At 32.6% G+C, this 16,217-nt stretch carries 19 protein-coding genes; 5 read left to right on the top strand and 14 right to left on the bottom strand.

Annotation, left to right across the window (positions count from 1 at the left end):
• Window positions 1-44 precede the first annotated feature (44 nt).
• Genes APR43_RS07540 through APR43_RS07530 form a run of 3 tightly spaced genes read left to right on the top strand, consistent with a single transcriptional unit; the run spans window position 45 to window position 4,553 of the window.
• Window positions 45-884, top strand: coding sequence for an endonuclease/exonuclease/phosphatase family protein (locus tag APR43_RS07540; RefSeq protein WP_053472581.1), 840 nt, complete (start codon window positions 45-47; stop codon window positions 882-884).
• 1 nt (window position 885) lies between these two features.
• Window positions 886-2,310: a glycoside hydrolase family 30 protein gene (locus APR43_RS07535; RefSeq protein WP_053472582.1), complete on the top strand. Its 1,425-nt coding sequence runs from the start codon at window positions 886-888 to the stop codon at window positions 2,308-2,310.
• A 14-nt stretch (window positions 2,311-2,324) separates the two neighbouring features.
• Window positions 2,325-4,553, top strand: coding sequence for a glycoside hydrolase family 3 N-terminal domain-containing protein (locus tag APR43_RS07530; protein ID WP_053472634.1), 2,229 nt, complete (start codon window positions 2,325-2,327; stop codon window positions 4,551-4,553).
• 49 nt (window positions 4,554-4,602) lie between these two features.
• Here APR43_RS07530 and APR43_RS07525 read toward each other — a convergent pair whose 3' ends face one another.
• A complete protein-coding gene (locus tag APR43_RS07525) occupies window positions 4,603-4,860 on the bottom strand; it encodes a hypothetical protein (protein ID WP_053472583.1) in 258 nt (85 codons plus the stop codon).
• Between the two features lie 288 nt (window positions 4,861-5,148).
• On the opposite strand from APR43_RS07525, the gene APR43_RS07520 reads away from it, so the two are divergent.
• Window positions 5,149-5,904 carry an NUDIX hydrolase gene (locus tag APR43_RS07520; protein ID WP_053472584.1) on the top strand — a complete coding sequence of 252 codons (756 nt, stop codon included), beginning with the start codon at window positions 5,149-5,151 and terminating at the stop codon, window positions 5,902-5,904.
• A 29-nt stretch (window positions 5,905-5,933) separates the two neighbouring features.
• A complete protein-coding gene (locus APR43_RS07515; RefSeq protein WP_053472635.1) occupies window positions 5,934-6,257 on the top strand; it encodes an MmcQ/YjbR family DNA-binding protein in 324 nt (107 codons plus the stop codon).
• A gap of 2 nt (window positions 6,258-6,259) precedes the next feature.
• On the opposite strand, the gene APR43_RS07510 is transcribed toward APR43_RS07515, so the two are convergent.
• The 13 genes from APR43_RS07510 to ahcY form a co-directional block, all read right to left on the bottom strand.
• Window positions 6,260-6,868 carry an alpha-ketoglutarate-dependent dioxygenase AlkB family protein gene (locus APR43_RS07510; RefSeq protein ID WP_053472585.1) on the bottom strand — a complete coding sequence of 203 codons (609 nt, stop codon included), beginning with the start codon at window positions 6,866-6,868 and terminating at the stop codon, window positions 6,260-6,262.
• Window positions 6,855-7,100 carry an Ada metal-binding domain-containing protein gene (locus APR43_RS07505; RefSeq protein ID WP_053472586.1) on the bottom strand — a complete coding sequence of 82 codons (246 nt, stop codon included), beginning with the start codon at window positions 7,098-7,100 and terminating at the stop codon, window positions 6,855-6,857. Before APR43_RS07505 ends, APR43_RS07510 begins: the two co-directional genes overlap by 14 nt.
• A 235-nt stretch (window positions 7,101-7,335) precedes the next feature.
• Window positions 7,336-8,049, bottom strand: a complete 714-nt coding sequence (locus tag APR43_RS07500; protein ID WP_053472587.1) for a 2OG-Fe(II) oxygenase — start codon at window positions 8,047-8,049, stop codon at window positions 7,336-7,338.
• 179 nt (window positions 8,050-8,228) lie between these two features.
• Complete coding sequence (locus APR43_RS07495) at window positions 8,229-9,077, bottom strand: bifunctional helix-turn-helix domain-containing protein/methylated-DNA--[protein]-cysteine S-methyltransferase (protein WP_053472636.1); 849 nt, start codon at window positions 9,075-9,077, stop codon at window positions 8,229-8,231.
• A 219-nt stretch (window positions 9,078-9,296) separates the two neighbouring features.
• Entirely contained in the window at window positions 9,297-9,629 is a 333-nt protein-coding gene (locus tag APR43_RS07490) for a DMT family transporter (protein ID WP_053472588.1), read from the bottom strand.
• Between the two features lie 55 nt (window positions 9,630-9,684).
• Window positions 9,685-10,212, bottom strand: coding sequence for a metalloprotease family protein (locus APR43_RS07485; protein ID WP_053472589.1), 528 nt, complete (start codon window positions 10,210-10,212; stop codon window positions 9,685-9,687).
• A gap of 6 nt (window positions 10,213-10,218) precedes the next feature.
• Window positions 10,219-11,130 carry a hypothetical protein gene (locus APR43_RS07480; protein ID WP_053472590.1) on the bottom strand — a complete coding sequence of 304 codons (912 nt, stop codon included), beginning with the start codon at window positions 11,128-11,130 and terminating at the stop codon, window positions 10,219-10,221.
• A gap of 211 nt (window positions 11,131-11,341) precedes the next feature.
• On the bottom strand, window positions 11,342-12,424 hold the full coding sequence (locus APR43_RS07475) for a hypothetical protein (protein ID WP_053472591.1): 1,083 nt from the start codon (window positions 12,422-12,424) through the stop codon (window positions 11,342-11,344).
• Between the two features lie 8 nt (window positions 12,425-12,432).
• The gene (locus APR43_RS07470; RefSeq protein ID WP_053472592.1) at window positions 12,433-12,717 is read right to left on the bottom strand and encodes a hypothetical protein; all 285 of its coding nucleotides are present in this window, start codon (window positions 12,715-12,717) and stop codon (window positions 12,433-12,435) included.
• A 136-nt stretch (window positions 12,718-12,853) separates the two neighbouring features.
• Entirely contained in the window at window positions 12,854-13,435 is a 582-nt protein-coding gene (locus APR43_RS07465) for a hypothetical protein (protein WP_123959128.1), read from the bottom strand.
• An 89-nt stretch (window positions 13,436-13,524) separates the two neighbouring features.
• The gene (locus tag APR43_RS07460) at window positions 13,525-14,100 is read right to left on the bottom strand and encodes a hypothetical protein (protein ID WP_123959125.1); all 576 of its coding nucleotides are present in this window, start codon (window positions 14,098-14,100) and stop codon (window positions 13,525-13,527) included.
• 136 nt (window positions 14,101-14,236) lie between these two features.
• Window positions 14,237-14,758 carry a hypothetical protein gene (locus APR43_RS07455; RefSeq protein WP_123924573.1) on the bottom strand — a complete coding sequence of 174 codons (522 nt, stop codon included), beginning with the start codon at window positions 14,756-14,758 and terminating at the stop codon, window positions 14,237-14,239.
• Between the two features lie 138 nt (window positions 14,759-14,896).
• Window positions 14,897-16,213 (bottom strand): adenosylhomocysteinase, encoded by a 1,317-nt coding sequence (gene ahcY / locus APR43_RS07450; protein WP_053472596.1) that lies wholly within the window; start codon window positions 16,211-16,213, stop codon window positions 14,897-14,899.
• Window positions 16,214-16,217: the final 4 nt, after the last annotated feature.

Raw genomic sequence — 16,217 nt, 5'->3', positions numbered from 1 at the left:
AGGATAGAGAAACACTAGCTTTACGGATTAAAATTTTAAAAATTATGAAAAAGACAAATAAATTTATTTTAGTAGTATTCTTACTTTTTGTAAGTATTTCATTTTATGGTCAAAATTTAAAAATTATGACTTATAACATTCGTTTAGATGTTGCATCAGACGGAGAAAATGCGTGGCCAAAACGAAAAGATTATTTTACTTCTCAAATACAATTTTATAGTCCGGAAATTTTTGGAGTTCAGGAAGCAACCCCAAATCAAGTAATAGATATCGCAGCAGCTTTTCCAAATTATAGCAGATTTGGAATAGGAAGAGAAGAAAACGGAACGGGAGAAGCATGCACTATTTATTACAAAAAAGATCGTTTTAAGGTGCAGAATTCCAATACGTTTTGGCTTTCAGAAACACCAAACGTAGTTTCAAGAGGCTGGGATGCAGCTTGTAACAGAGTTTGTACCTATGCACTTTTTACAGATTTAAAAACAAAAAAAACGTTCTGGGTTTTTAACCTGCATCTTGATCACATGGGCGAAGAAGCAAGAGTAAAAGGAGTTCAGCTTGTTTTGAAAAAAATAAGTGAGTTAAACACAAAGAAATATCCGGCATTTTTAATGGGAGATTTCAATTCAGAACCAAACACACCTCAAATTGCAGAAATAAAAAAAGTAATGGATGATACTAGAGATGTTTCAATAGAAAAACCTTTTGGACCATCAGGAACGTTTAATGATTTCAAACATAACGAACCAGTTACATTATTGATAGACTATATTTTTATTTCAAAAAATAGCGGATTAAAAATTCAAAAACATGCAGTTTTAAGTGATTCTAAAGATTTAAAATATCCGTCAGATCATTTACCTGTTTTAATAGAAATAGATTAAAATGAAAAACATTAACAAAAAACTTCAAATCTTACTTTTACTGCCGCTTATTGCGATGCAGATAAGATGCGGATCTTCAAAAAGTGTAGTTGCCAATTCTGGAAAAGCAGAATCATGGATTACAACTACCGATGAATCTTCTAAACTTAAAAAACAGGATGATTTAGTTTTTAGTACCGAAACTAATTCAAACCAAACCATTGAAGTAAATCCTTCTGAAAAATTTCAAACTATCGAAGGTTTTGGATTTTCGTTAACCGGAGGAAGCGCTCAGACCATTTTAAAACTGGATAAAGCAAAAAGAGAAGCATTGCTTCAGGAATTGTTTTCCAGAAAAAATGATGCCATTGGTATAAGTTACCTGCGTATTAGTATTGGAGCTTCAGATTTGAATGAGAAAGTTTTTTCGTATGATGACATGCCAGAAGGACAAACAGATTTAAAACTGGAGCACTTTAATCTTGGTCCGGATTTAAATGATGTGGTACCAGTCCTAAAAGAAATTTTAGCAATAAATCCAAAAATAAAAATTATGGGTTCACCTTGGTCTCCTCCAGTTTGGATGAAAGACAACGGAAGCTCAAAAGGAGGAAGCCTTCAGCCAAAATATTATGAGGTTTATGCCCAGTATTTTGTAAAATACATTCAGGCAATGAAATCTCACGGAATTGTTATTGATGCCATTACACCGCAAAATGAGCCGCTGCATCCGGGAAATAATCCAAGTTTATTAATGCTTGCAGAACAACAGGCAGATTTTATTGGAAATCATTTAGGGCCAGCTTTCAAAGCAGCAGGAATTAAAACCAAAATTATAGTTTACGATCACAATTGTAATAAACCAGAATATCCTTTAACTATTTTAAAAGATGCAAAAGCGAATCCTTTTGTTGCGGGTTCAGCATTTCACTTATATGAAGGAGATATTAGTGCTTTGACCACAGTTCATGATGCATTTCCAAACAAAGATTTATATTTTACAGAACAATATACAGGATCAAAAAGCAGTTTTGAAAATGATTTAAAATGGACTGTAAAAAATGTCGTAATTGGTTCAATGCGTAACTGGAGTAAAAATGCACTTTCGTGGGGATTAGCAAACGATGAATATTACAAACCATTTACACCAGGCGGATGTTCGACTTGTAAAGGAGCTTTAATGATTGATCAAAATCAAAACATTAAGCGTGAAGTCGGTTATTACATTATTGGACATGCTTCTAAATTTGTTCCCGAAGGTTCAGTAAGAATTGGAAGTAATATTGTTGGAAACTTATATAATGCAGCTTTCAAAACGCCATCTGGACAAACCGTTTTAATTGTAGAAAACGACGGAACTTCGGCAGAAACATTCAATATCAAATACAATCAAAAACAAATTTCAACTACTTTAAACGCTGGTGCAGTTGCAACTTACGTTTGGTAACCAAAATTAAATACATGAAAAAAATAACCACATTTGCCTTGTTGATGGTCTCGTTTTTTGCGGCGGCCCAGCAGCAGACAATAGATCAAAAAGTAAATGATCTGTTGAAGAAAATGACAATTGAAGAAAAAATTGGTCAGCTTAATCAATACACAGGAGATAATCAGGCAACAGGGCCAATTACAATAAACCCTAACAAACAAGCCGAAATCAAACAAGGTTTAATAGGTTCGATGCTAAACATCATCGGAACAAAATATACCAGACAATATCAGGAATTGGCTATGCAGTCAAGACTTAAAATTCCGTTGTTATTTGGTCAGGACGTTATTCACGGATACAAAACAACATTCCCGCTTCCGTTAGCCGAAGCAGCAAGCTGGGATTTACAAGCCATTGAATTAGCGGCAAGAGTTGCTGCTGAAGAAGCTTCTGCAAATGGAATTCACTGGACATTTGCTCCAATGGTAGACATTAGCCGTGACCCGCGCTGGGGACGTGTAATGGAAGGTGCAGGAGAAGATACTTACTTAGGATCTAAAATTGCCTATGCAAGAGTAAAAGGTTTTCAGGGAAATAAATTAGGGGATTTAAACTCTGTTATGGCCTGCGTAAAACACTTTGCTGCGTATGGAGCTGGAGTTGGAGGCAGGGATTATAACTCAGTTGATATGAGCGAAAGAATGCTTCTTGAAACGTATTTACCGCCTTTTAAAGCTGCTTTAGATGCTGGTGCAGCAACATTTATGAATTCATTTAATGACTTAAACGGAATTCCTGCAACTGGAAATGCGCATTTACAAAGAGATATCTTAAAAGGAAAATGGAACTTTCAAGGATTCGTAGTTTCAGACTGGGGTTCAATTGGAGAAATGGTAGCTCACGGTTATTCAAAAGACCTTAAAGAAGCTGCATATTCTGCCATTACAGCCGGAAGTGATATGGATATGGAAAGTAATGCATATCGTTACAATTTAGCGCAACTGGTAAAAGAAGGCAGAGTTTCTATCGACTTAATTGATGATGCTGTAAAACGTATTCTTCGCAAAAAATTCGAATTAGGTTTATTTGACGATCCTTACAGATATTCTGACGATAAAAGAGCAGAAAAAGTTTTGGCTAATCCTGCAAACAGAAAAGCAGCGCTTGAAGTAGCAGAAAAAAGTATCGTTTTGTTGAAAAACGAAAACCAGACTTTACCAATTTCTAAAAGTGTAAAAACAATTGCATTTATTGGCCCAATGGTAAAAGAATATAAAGCCAATATGGGATTTTGGTCTGTTGAACTTCCAGATGTAAATTATGATAAATGGGTAGTTTCACAATGGGACGGTTTACAAAATAAAGTAGGTAAAAACACAAAATTACTTTACGCAAAAGGTTGTGATATTACCGGAGACAATAAAGATGGTTTTGCTGAAGCAGTTGAAACAGCGAAACAAGCAGATGTTGTAATCTTGAGTATTGGTGAAAGACACGATATGAGCGGTGAAGCAAAAAGCCGCAGTAATATCAATTTGCCAGGTGTTCAGGAAGATTTAGTAAAAGCAATTCAGGCAACAGGAAAACCAGTTGTAGTTTTAATTAATGCAGGAAGACCTCTTATTTTTAATTGGACTGCAGATAACGTTCCTGCAATCGTATACACTTGGTGGTTAGGAACTGAAGCTGGAAATGCAATTGCAGATGTTTTATTTGGAGATTACAATCCGTCAGGAAAACTGCCAATCACTTTTCCAAGAGAAGTTGGTCAGATTCCAATTTATTACAATCATTTCAGCACAGGAAGACCAGCTAAAAATGAAGATTCAAAAAACTATGTTTCAGCATATATCGATTTAAAGAACTCGCCTAAATTTCCTTTCGGATACGGTTTGAGTTATACTAAATTCGATTATTCAGGATTGAAACTTTCTTCGACAAAAATCAAAAGCAGCGAAACAATTAAAGTTTCATTTCAATTATCAAATGTTGGAAAAGTTGCTGGAGAAGAAGTGGTTCAGCTATATTTAAAAGATAAATTTGGATCAGTAGTTCGTCCGGTTTTAGAACTAAGAGATTTCCAAAAAGTGAAATTAAATGCAGGAGAAACTAAAACAATCGAATTTACAATCGACAAAGAAAAACTTTCTTTCTACAATGATAAATTAGAATGGACGGCAGAGCCTGGAGATTTTGAAGTGCTGATTGGAGCTTCATCAGCAGATATTAAACTAAAATCAGATTTTGAATTAGTACAGTAATATAGAATGTCAATTAAAATTGGCGTTATGGATTTATAAAGGTTTTGAATTATTTCAAAACAGTATTTATAAAATCCATAGCGCCAATTCCTTTATAAGATGCGTACAAAGCTTTATCAAAAGCTTCGCGTTTTGCTTTTTTATCTTTTGCTTCCGTTTTAACGATCATTTCGTTAAAAATTCTTTCCTGTTCTTCACTGTATTTTAGCGAAGCCTCTAAAAGGTAAGTTTTAGAAACAAATCCGAAGGAAGTCCAGATTTTGGATCTAATTTTTTTGTTAATATTTTTTAGCGGATTGACACTCATAATCTCGTTTATTAAATTTCAATTCTCTATTTATCTACAGAATACAAAATTAAGTATTTGTAATCTTTTTCTTTCTTAATATTTTTGTTTTAACAATTTGCTGTTCAAATGTGTTATTATGACGCAATGTACTTATTTTTTCAATTCATTTCGTAATTTTAACTAAAATTGTGATTTGTACACTTTTGATTTTTTCAAATACTTATTTATTTTATAAAGACGTGCTTTTTATAAAAATGTAACAGTTTTGAAAAATAAAAGTAAATTGCAAGTTTAATAAGAACTCAAATGCTGAAATTTATTATAGAAAATAACGAAAATTACCAGCCGGGACTTTCCATTGATTGCGTTATTTTTGGGTTTCATGATAATCAATTAAAAGTTTTGCTGATTAAAGTTCCGCACAGTGAAAAGTGGTCTTTACCAGGCGGGTTTGTTCCGATAGATCAGGATATTGATACAGCAGCAGTTACTGTTTTAAATGAAAGGACCGGAGTAGAAGGTGTTTTTTTAAGACAGTTTGCAGCATTTGGAAAAATTAAGCGAAATGATGACCATTTTGGAAAAGAGGTTCTAAAATATTTAGATATTGATCCCGAAAAAGGTAAATGGCTGACACGTCGTTTTGTAACAATTGGTTATTATGCTTTGGTTGATTTTTTAAAAATTGTTCCAGTCCGAACAAGTTCTTCTGAAATAATTGAATGGATTGATCATAAAGAAGTTCCTGAACTTATTTTAGATCACAAAGAAATTCTTGATAAAGCCCTTGACACACTAAGAACAGAATTAAATTTAATGCCTGTTGGTTACAATTTATTGCCGGAAAAATTTACAATGCCGGAACTGCAAAAATTGTATGAAACAATTCTGGACAAAAAACTCGACAGAAGAAATTTTATGCGAAAAATAACCAACATCGGAATTCTGAATAAATTGGATGAAAAGAAAAATAATGTAGCGCACAAAGCTCCAAACTTATATTCTTTTGATAAAGAAAAATACGATGTAGTTTTGAAAAATGGTTTGAATCAAGGTTGGTAAATCAAGGTTTAACTTTAAAATTTACGATTATGGTTTCTTTTGAAGATTTTAGAAAATCGGCTTTATCCTTTGAAAATGCAGTTGAAGAACCTCATTTTGAGAAAACCTCTTTTCGGGTAAACAAGAAAATATTTGCCACTTTTGACGAAAAAAACAATCGAGCCATTTTAAAATTAAACGAAATCGATCAATCTGTTTTTTGTGCTTCAAGCGAAATGATTTTTTATCCAATTCCAAATAAATGGGGAAAACAAGGCTGGACAATTGTAGAGCTTTCTAAAGTTCGGCCAGAAATGTTTCAAGATACTTTACAGCTTTCCTACCAAAACGTGGCTCCAAAAAAGAAGAAATAAATCTATCTGACAATTGTTCTAAAAGTCAAATTTACGCGAGGTTTTTGAGTGGTTTTTGTTGGCGGTAAACGATGTAACCAGTACGTTTGCGTTTCATCTTTCATAACCAATAAACTTCCATGTTGCAGAATTAAAGAAACCGTTTCTTTGGTTTCTTTGTGTTTGAAAGCAAATTTGCGTTCAGCACCAAAACTTACAGAACCAATGGCGCCATTTTTTTTCAAATCTTTTTCGGCATCGCTGTGCCAGGCCATTCCTTCCTCGCCAGAATGATATAAGTTTAATAGACAGGAATTGAAAGTTTCTCCCGTTTCATCCTCAATAATTTTCTTTAATTCCAATAATTCTTTCGTCCACGGAAGTGCTTTTTTTGTAGTATTCGAATACGTATATTCAAATTCCTGATCGCCGTACCAAGCCACTTTTCTTTTGGTCAAAATTAATTTTCCAAAGATTATCGCTTCATCGTTTTTCCATTCAATTGTATTCAGTAAAACATCCAAATAATGATTAGAATCTTCTCTCGAAAATAATTTTCCGTAATAATTTACAGTTCCATCTTTCGGAAGTAGGTTTGTTGTTTCGTTTATTTCAGGATTAAATAAGTCCATTTTTCCAATTTAAATATTCAGGTTTCATACAATGTCCGCAAGGTCTGAAACCGTTTTGTTTTGCTTCATTTTCAGAAGAAAAGAAAACCCGATTTTCACGTTTCATTCTTTTTCCCGAAGAACATTTCAGGGTTCCGTAAATTTTTAGTTTCCGGTTGCCGCCGAAACAAATCTCCGCATTTTTAATTTTATTCCGAAGATTTGAATCTGAAATTTTATTGTGTTCAATCATAATTTTACCACATTTTATTCTGTAGAGACGCACAGCAGTGCGTCTACGCAAAGATTGAATACGTGACATTAGACGCACTGTATATGATGTTTTTTGCCACAGATTTAAAGGATTATAATGATTAAAAAATCTGTTTAAATCTGCCAATCTGCGGGAGAAATTATCTTTCTTTTTTGATTCACGTTGCGTAGACGCACTGCTGTGCGTCTCTACAGATATTGCATGTCTACAAATTTTACGATAATGCATCATGGAAAATAATTCCTAATGTATATCTTTCGCCTGAATGAATTTCGCTAACTCCATGTTTCATATTTACCCGATAATAACCTTTTGTACCTTTTACAGGTCTGAAATTGGTTGTAAAAACCAAAATATCTCCTTTTTTAGGTTTTAAAACAATAGCTTTCGACTGCGCTCTAGGGGTTTGCTGTGTCAATACAAATTCGCCTCCCGTAAAATCTTCATCAGGTTCAGAGAGGAAAAGCACAATTTGAATGGGGAAATAAATATCACCATATAAATCCTGATGTAAAGTATTGAAGCCGCTTTGTCCATATTTTAAAATTAAAACAGTAGCTTTCAATTGATTATTGTTGTGACATTGTTGTAATAATGCTGAATGTTTATCAGGAAAAATGGTATTGATATTTAATGCCTTCATCCAGGAATTTGCAATTGGAGCTAATTTAGGATAAATCGCAGAACGCATGTCTTGAATTAAATCAGGCAGGGGATAATTGAAATATTTGTATTCGCCCAAACCAAATCGATAACGTTCCATAACAACCGTTTTGCGATATAAATTTGGATTATCATAATCGAATTTTAAATCTTCACATTGTTCGTTATTGAGTATATTCGGAATAATAGCAAAGCCATTTTCGTGCATAGATTCGGTAATGCTTTCCCAATTTTGAGAAGCAATTTTTGATTGTATAGTTTGCATAAATGTTTAAATAAAGATTGAATTTTTGACAAAGAATATCCGTAGAGACGCACAGCAGTGCGTCTACGCAACGATTGTCGACATAGATTGTTCGTCAAATTAGGGTGGAATACATAACGTTAGACGCACTGCTGTGCGTCTCTACACATATATTGTGTGTATTATATTATGTATGTAAATTATAAATTTGGATTTACCTGCGCACCTTCCCAGCCAATTATAGCCGTTTTTCGGGTATTTCCCCACATATAACCGCCAAAGATTCCCGAAGACTGAATTACGCGATGACATGGAATTAAAAATGCGACAGGATTACTCCCAATTGCAGTTCCAACAGCGCGGGAAGCATTTGGTTTTTGAATTTGATGTGCAATAGTTCCATAAGTAGAAAGCTGCCCCATCGGAATTTTTAATAAAGTTTCCCAAACCTTCAGTTGAAAATCGGTTCCTTTTAAATGCAGTTTAATTTCAGGCAATTTACTCCAGTCATTTTGGAAAATGAAAAGTGCATTTTGCTGTGCTAAATCTAGTTTTCTGGAAAAAGCGGCATTTGGAAATTTATTCTTTAAATCATTAAATCCCATCGCTTCATCTTCGGCGAAAGCCATAAAACAAACGCCTTTTTGAGTCGAAGCCACAATAATATTCCCAAATGGGCTTTCGGCAAAACTGTAGTTTATTTCAAGATTTTTTCCGCCATTTTTATATTCGGCCGGTGTCATTCCTTCAATATTTACAAATAAATCATGAAGTCGGCTGGTGCCGGAAAGCCCCGTTTCGTATGCAGTTTCAGAAATGGTTGCCTGATTTTCTTTGAGTAATTTTTTGGCGTGTTCCAAACTGGTATACTGCAAAAACTTCTTCGGGCTTGTTCCTGCCCAATCGCTGAAAAGCCTTTGAAAGTGAAACGGACTCAAATGCACTTTCTCTGCAACTTCATCAAGATTTGGCTGCTCTTTAAAATTTGCTTTAATATAATCGATGGCATCTGCAATACGATTATAATTGATGTTTTCCTGTGTGTTCATTTTCATTCAATTTTATAAGGCAAAGATCGATTGGTTTTTGCAGGTATAAAATCCGAAACTTGCTGAGTTTTTTGCCACAAAGGCACAAAGTCGCTAAGTTTTTTTTCACAATATTGTCATCTTGAGCGAAGTCGAAGGAACGCAAAGTAAATCGGCAAAGATTGATATAAACTTAAAAAATAAAAACTTTGTGCCTTAGCGACTTCGTGGCATTATGTCTCAATGCGCCGTAGTTTTAGAAAAAACATTAATAACCACAACGCCAATTATAATTAAACTCAATCCAATTATCGCAGGTAAATCTGGAATTTCCTTAAAGAAAACAGCACCAATGATTGTAATTAAAACAATTCCAACTCCAGACCAAATCGCATAAGCAAAACCAACCGGAATTGTTCTGATTGCAAAACTTAAAAAATAAAACGCAGCAAAATAGCCTACAACAGTAATAATGCTTGGCAAAAGCTGTGTGAACTGCTCAGACTTTTTTAATGCCGAAGTCGCAATGATTTCGAAGATAATGGCAATGAATAAAAATAAAAAATTCTTCATAGTTCCGGTTTTTTACAAAGTTAGACTTTATAAAGTAAATGAAGAATCTTAAATTTTATCCAAATATTAAAGAAGGAATTCCTATTCCTATTGCAACACCATAAATTACATCTGCCCAAATTATCCTTAGAATGTTAAAGACATAAATTAATCCAATTATTGGAAAAGATATTATTGCTAATATGTTTTTATTTTTGATTGCTATTTTTGCTTCTTTAAACACATTTTCGGCATCTTGATTTGATGGAATAGCATGCATGCCTATTGAAACTCCAAGCCAAATTAAAAAATAAGATAATGGATGTTCAATATCAAAAAACTTTATTGGCATATAAGCCGGAAGACATATAAGTAAACATAAAAGAGTGTTTACAAAAAACGGCCCCATAGAGATTAAAAAAGTTGATGTGAAATTGCTTGTGTTCTCATGTATCACGTATCCGGCAGGGTTTCCAACTCTAAAATAACATGCGTCAAAAACAGCTACTTTTCTAATTTTACAAAATAACATATGTGCAAATTCATGAACAATGATTCCGGGAAATGACACAATTGAAATTAATTCACCAGGTATAAAAAACATATCTTTTTAATTTTTAATCCAACCGTTTGGAAATTTTTTAATAAACTCTTCTCTAGTTATTACTGTATGGGCAAATAATCTATATTCTATCATATTATAATAGAATTTGGCTTCGGAACTTGTACTGTCTATTGCTTTTGCTTTTTTTAAATATTCGAAGCTTTTAATTTTTGCAGATTCATCATTTTTAGCAGCATAAATGCAGGAGTAAGCAGAAGCAACACCTGAATAGCATTCTGCAGAAGTTGAGTCAATTTTAAGGACTTCCTGAGATGCGGCAAGAAAACCGTCGTAATCCTTTTTATCAAAAGTCACCCCAATTTTTGCCATATTGATATATAAATCAAGATTGTAATCAGGAGGTATTTTTCCTATGCAGGAATTAAATTTGTTTAAAGCTTCTTTGCTTTTGTTTTGTTTAAGAAAATTGAAGCCACTATAAAAATCAGCAAGCGTTTTGAGGTCTTCTACTTCAGGAACTTCTGTACTTGCTTTTTGCATTAAGTTTGATGCATTGGCAAAATCTCCTTTTTCAAAAGAACCAATTGATTCTTGAAATTTATTATAAGCGTCGAAATATTGCCAATTCCAATAAAATGAAAATAGAACAATAGCTATAATACCAATAAAGAACGCTTTTACCCAGGTAGGGAAAACTCGATTATTGACTGCTGTTTCGCAATCATTGCAATGAGGGTATACTCCAATTTTATTTAATTCTATTTCTTCAAAGTCTTTAGAACAAGCAGAACAGATTGTGGGATCATATTTTTTTTCTACTTTTTTCCCACTAAGACTTTTATCGTCGGGGAAATTAGTTTCAAAACAGGAGTTACAAAAATCTTTTTCATCAATTGTAATTGTTTCATTAATTGGTACACTTTTATTGTCACAATTAGTACATTCTGTTTTTTTCATTATAAAAGGGATTCAACTATGAATTAATAGATTTATATCTTTTTTTGAATTTGGTGCCGAAGATATAAAAGTTTTTGAACGTTTTATTTCGAAAAACAATTATGAAAGATTAATATATTAACAAAATTTATTTGTTTAAGTTAATAAGTTAGTGATTGTTAAAAGTTTTAAGATTTTTAATTAAAAATAAATGTCTGAGTATTAGATCAATTTACTTTAATTCTTCTTTTCTGGTAGAAACACTTATCAATTTATATCCGTTTTCAGTTCTTAAAAATTCAAAATGATCTTGTCCGTGTTCAAGTTTATTTTTTGGATTGATCACAATGTTTTTAACTGGATATATCCAATCTTTTGATTCATTACAATTGTTGAAATATATTTCGTATTCGTTTGATTCAAAAATAAACTGATTTAATCCGTCAGTAGAAACAAAGTAATCTGTTTTTGGATTTTTGAGTTCCTTAAGTTTAGATTTTAAATAGATATAATTTTGATTGATGAATTTAGTTTTTGATGAGTTTATCCAACCATCTGGTTCTTTCCAATACGAGATTTTATCAAAAGAATGTTTTTCTAAATTGCTTTTGGATAAATCAGAAAGTAATGTGTTCTGGAGCCAATATTTAAATTCTTTATCAAAATTTACAAACGAATAATATTGTCCGTCAACCCCAAGGAAATTTTCTCTTATTGGGTCTTTGCTTGGATCTTTTGATTTTTCTACAGAATAAAAGTTTAAATCATCATTGTAAGCAAAATTTTCGATTAAGATTTTATTGCTTGTATCTATTAAGAATTCTTTTCCGCCAGTCCAGAAAAAATGTTCGCCATCAATTACTTTCTTCGCGTCTTTTAATCCTATGAACATTCCATTTATGGCTTTGGTTATATTACTGTATTCTGCAGGAATTACAATTTTTCCGTTGCCATTAAACATTCCCATTTTATCAGTTTTGCGATCTGCAAATCTTATTAAACCTTCATTTTCACAATCGGGACCATTGTCAAAACTATATAAACTGTCACGACCAACTATTTTTCCTGTTTTGGTTAAATAATAGCTTTCCCATTTCCCCTCTTTTTCTTCACTAGCGGCAATAATATTTTCAAATTTACGGGCAGTTGTAAAACCAGTAGTAAATTTTGGTTCTATTTTGACAATGCCATTTTTATCTTTAAAACCTATGTGAGTTGTGTCTTTATCCCAAAAGGAAATCCATACATCATTATTTTGGGCAAATGCAGAGTAATTAAAGCAGAAAAAAAGGCAAAGGATAATAATTTTTTTCATGAATTTATTTATCGTAAGTGAATTTCTAATTCCTTGTTTTTTGCTTCATCAAAGCAATCAATACACAACATTTTAAAATCGGCTTTAGTTTGAAAAACTTCTGTCCATTCTTCGTCATTATCTAAAAGATATTGTTCGCATTCTCCGCACCATGCAATTTGTGGAAGATCTTTTTCGGCTTCTGAATAGAAGAAACCTACTTTTTCTTTTGAGTCTATTGCCATTGCAATGTGAATACAGCTGAAAGACATTTCTTTTGAACCATGTATTTCACATAAAACTTTTTCGATCATAATTTTAAAGAATTTTATTTTGGAGAGTTCTTTAATTTCAAATTTAAACTTAAAATTTTAGATTAAAAATATTTCAAACCCGACAGGTTTTTAAAACCTGTCGGGTTTGAAATATTATTTTCTAAAAGCTAAAAAATTATTTATTAGATTTTATGCTTTTTAAAAGAGCCTGATTTATTTCTTCTTGTTTTTTCTTTCTTTCTGCTTCTTCTTTTTCCTTTTTTTCAAGGTCTGCTTGTTTTGTTAAAGAAATTTCTTTTTCTTTTTTTAAGTCGTCAAGTTTTTTAGAACTTGTTTCCAGTTCACTTTTTACCTTATTAAGCTTTTCTTCAGTTTTGCTTATTTGTTCTTTAGTTTTCTCTATATTTTTTTGGCTGTCTGCACTATTTTTCGAATTTTCAAGCGCTGTTAATTTATCTTTTTGCACTTTTAAATCAGAATCTAGTTTTGCAGTTTTTTCTTCAAGTTTCTTTTTATTATTTTCTTCACTGATAATTTTTTTATCTGCTGCTACATTCTTATTCATTAATTGTCTATTCATTGCTTGCTGACCCCATTGACGGTCTGCTCTGTCGCGTTCACTTGCCCATTTTTGATTTTGGGTATTCATTTGTCTCTCAAAAGATCTACTCTGTTGTATTTGTTGGTTATTATTATATTGTGCAGAAGCGAAAATCGGCAGTAACATTAATACTATTAAAAGAAAATAAGTTCTCATAATTTTTTGGTTTAAGATTAGTTTTTGAAATAATATCCAGTTGCTTTTATCTATAAATTGATTTTAGATATTAAAAAAGAAGGCTTGATTTATTTCCCTTTCTTTTCCAGCTTTTCCTTTTCTTTTTTAGCTTTTTCTTCTTCTTTTAATTTTTTCTCTTCTTCTTGTTTTTTCTGTAATTCTTCTTTTTCGGTTTTATATTTTTCTACTTCTTTTTTTAAGTCTTCCACTTTTTTTGAACTAGATTCTATTTTTGTTCTGCTTTTGTTTACTTTTTCTTCAGACTTGCTTACTTTTTCTTCAGATTTTTCAATCTCTTTTTGAAGGTCAGCATTGTTTTCTGAATTATTTTTAAGATTAGCTAATTGATCTTGATTTGTTTTTAAATCAGCTTCTAGTTTTTCTGTCTTCTTTTCTAACTTTTGTTTGTTTTTTTCTTCTTTAGCTAATTTATGTTCAGCAGCTTCAATTTTAGAAACTTGATGTGACATCATATTTCTCATTTGCCATTGCTGATTTGAAGCAGCTCTTTCGCTTGCCCATTTTTGATTTTGTATATTCATTTGTGTATGCATACTTCTTGCTTGCGATTGCATATTGCTAAATTGTGCAGAAACAAAAAATGGAAGTAGTAATAATAGTAATAGAATAAAACGTGTTTTCATGATTTAAATTAGGATTTGTTTTTGGTGAATCAAATGTATATTTATATTTAAAAGAAACACGAGAAATCGCCTAATTAATTTAAATTAAAAAGAAAACCCGACAAGGTTTTAAAAACCTGTCGGGTTTGAAATATTTTTAAGAACCCTTTCTCGTAAATTTGGATTCTTCCAGCATTATTTCTAATTCAAGTACTTTTTCAGCTCTAAAATCCTGCTTACTTTTCGCGTCATCTAGTTTATTTTGAGATATAGCGATTTCCTTTTTTATTTTTTCAATATTTTTTTGATAATCAGGATCATTATTGTTCTTCGAAGTATTTTCAAGGTTTTTTAAACTTTCCCGTTTTGCCCTTAGGTCGAGTTCTATTTGCCATGTTTTTTCTGCAAGCTTGATTAGTTTTTGCTCTTCTCTTGCTAATTTTGCTTTTGTTTTTTCTACATCATTTCTAGAAAGAGGTTTCACGGTTTCCAGTTGTGGAAGTTTTGGATTCTGATTCGCTCCAGGAAATAATAAGTCTTGTTTTTGAGGTCCATATTTTGAAGGATCAAAATTTTGTGCGGATGCAAAAAGGGGCAATAGTATGATTGTTAAGGCAATCAGAAGTGTTCTCATAATTTGATCTTGGTTTTCAAAAATATACTTATATTTTGAAAACACAGTATGCCAAAATATAAATTTTAGATTGTAGATTTCTGATTTTAGATTAAAAAATGAAACCCGACAGATTTTTAAAATCTGTCGGGTTGGGAATATGAATTAAAAATCTAAGATCTACAATCGTAAATCTAAAATTTCTTAGTATCTGTAGTATTCTGGTTTGAATGGACCTTCAACTGGAACACCAATATAAGCAGCCTGATCGTCACGTAAAACTTCAAGTTCAACGCCTAATTTAGCTAAGTGTAAAGCAGCAACTTTTTCATCTAAATGTTTTGGTAACATATAAACTTCATTTTTGTAAGCTGCGCTGTTGTTCCATAATTCGATTTGAGCCAAAGTCTGGTTTGTAAATGAGTTACTCATTACAAAACTTGGGTGACCTGTAGCACAACCAAGGTTTACTAAACGACCTTCAGCCAAGATAATGATATCTTTTCCGTTGATGTTGTATTTGTCAACCTGAGGCTTAATTTCGATTTTTGATGCACCGTGGTTTTTGTTTAACCAAGCCATATCAATTTCGTTATCGAAGTGACCAATGTTACAAACAACAGTTTTATCTTTCATTTGCTCGAAGTGCTCTCCAAGAACGATATCTTTATTTCCTGTAGTTGTAATGATGATATCAGCATTAGCAATTACAGTGTTTAATTTTTTAACTTCATAACCGTCCATTGCAGCTTGTAAAGCACAAATTGGATCGATTTCAGTAACAGTTACAATAGAACCAGCACCTCTAAAAGAAGCAGCAGTTCCTTTTCCAACATCACCGTATCCACAAACGATAACTCTTTTTCCAGCTAACATTAAGTCAGTTGCACGACGTACAGCATCTACAGCAGATTCTTTACATCCGTATTTGTTATCAAATTTAGATTTAGTAACAGAGTCGTTAATGTTGATTGCAGGCATTGGTAAAGTTCCAGCTTTTACTCTTTCGTAAAGTCTGTGAACACCAGTTGTAGTTTCTTCAGAAAGACCTTTAATTCCAGGAACTAATTCCGGGAAACGGTCAATAACCATATTAGTTAAATCTCCACCATCATCAAGAATCATATTCAATGGTTTTCTGTCTTCACCAAAGAATAAAGTTTGCTCAATACACCAGTCAAATGATTCTTCGTCAAGACCTTTCCAGGCATAAACCTGAATTCCCGCAGCAGCAATAGCAGCAGCAGCCTGATCCTGAGTAGAGAAAATGTTACAAGAAGACCAAGTAACTTCAGCACCAAGAGCAATTAAAGTTTCGATCAAAACTGCAGTTTGAATCGTCATATGTAAACATCCAGCAATACGAGCACCTTTAAGAGGTTGTTCGTCTTTGTATTCAGCACGAAGCGCCATTAAACCTGGCATTTCAGCCTCAGCTAGTTCAATTTCTTTTCTTCCCCAAGCCGCTAGAGAAATGTCTTTTACTTTGAAAGCCACAAAAGGCGTAGTTGTAGTACTCATTTAT

Source organism: Flavobacterium sp. NLM (assembly GCF_002210235.1).
GTDB lineage: Bacteria > Bacteroidota > Bacteroidia > Flavobacteriales > Flavobacteriaceae > Flavobacterium > Flavobacterium panici.
Note: the sequence above shows the minus strand (reverse complement) of the source record. Positions and strands in the feature narration are given on the sequence as shown.

Excerpts from the sequence above, each read along its gene's own strand:
- APR43_RS07540 (WP_053472581.1), top strand. The coding sequence starts at position 45 with ATGAAAAAGACAAATAAATTTATTTTAGTAGTATTCTTACTTTTTGTA.
- APR43_RS07535 (WP_053472582.1), top strand. The coding sequence starts at position 886 with ATGAAAAACATTAACAAAAAACTTCAAATCTTACTTTTACTGCCGCTT.
- APR43_RS07530 (WP_053472634.1), top strand. The coding sequence starts at position 2,325 with ATGAAAAAAATAACCACATTTGCCTTGTTGATGGTCTCGTTTTTTGCG.
- APR43_RS07525 (WP_053472583.1), bottom strand. The coding sequence starts at position 4,860 with ATGAGTGTCAATCCGCTAAAAAATATTAACAAAAAAATTAGATCCAAA.
- APR43_RS07520 (WP_053472584.1), top strand. The coding sequence starts at position 5,149 with ATGCTGAAATTTATTATAGAAAATAACGAAAATTACCAGCCGGGACTT.
- APR43_RS07515 (WP_053472635.1), top strand. The coding sequence starts at position 5,934 with ATGGTTTCTTTTGAAGATTTTAGAAAATCGGCTTTATCCTTTGAAAAT.
- APR43_RS07510 (WP_053472585.1), bottom strand. The coding sequence starts at position 6,868 with ATGGACTTATTTAATCCTGAAATAAACGAAACAACAAACCTACTTCCG.
- APR43_RS07505 (WP_053472586.1), bottom strand. The coding sequence starts at position 7,100 with ATGATTGAACACAATAAAATTTCAGATTCAAATCTTCGGAATAAAATT.
- APR43_RS07500 (WP_053472587.1), bottom strand. The coding sequence starts at position 8,049 with ATGCAAACTATACAATCAAAAATTGCTTCTCAAAATTGGGAAAGCATT.
- APR43_RS07495 (WP_053472636.1), bottom strand. The coding sequence starts at position 9,077 with ATGAACACACAGGAAAACATCAATTATAATCGTATTGCAGATGCCATC.
- APR43_RS07490 (WP_053472588.1), bottom strand. The coding sequence starts at position 9,629 with ATGAAGAATTTTTTATTTTTATTCATTGCCATTATCTTCGAAATCATT.
- APR43_RS07485 (WP_053472589.1), bottom strand. The coding sequence starts at position 10,212 with ATGTTTTTTATACCTGGTGAATTAATTTCAATTGTGTCATTTCCCGGA.
- APR43_RS07480 (WP_053472590.1), bottom strand. The coding sequence starts at position 11,130 with ATGAAAAAAACAGAATGTACTAATTGTGACAATAAAAGTGTACCAATT.
- APR43_RS07475 (WP_053472591.1), bottom strand. The coding sequence starts at position 12,424 with ATGAAAAAAATTATTATCCTTTGCCTTTTTTTCTGCTTTAATTACTCT.
- APR43_RS07470 (WP_053472592.1), bottom strand. The coding sequence starts at position 12,717 with ATGATCGAAAAAGTTTTATGTGAAATACATGGTTCAAAAGAAATGTCT.
- APR43_RS07465 (WP_123959128.1), bottom strand. The coding sequence starts at position 13,435 with ATGAGAACTTATTTTCTTTTAATAGTATTAATGTTACTGCCGATTTTC.
- APR43_RS07460 (WP_123959125.1), bottom strand. The coding sequence starts at position 14,100 with ATGAAAACACGTTTTATTCTATTACTATTATTACTACTTCCATTTTTT.
- ahcY (WP_053472596.1), bottom strand. The coding sequence starts at position 16,213 with ATGAGTACTACAACTACGCCTTTTGTGGCTTTCAAAGTAAAAGACATT.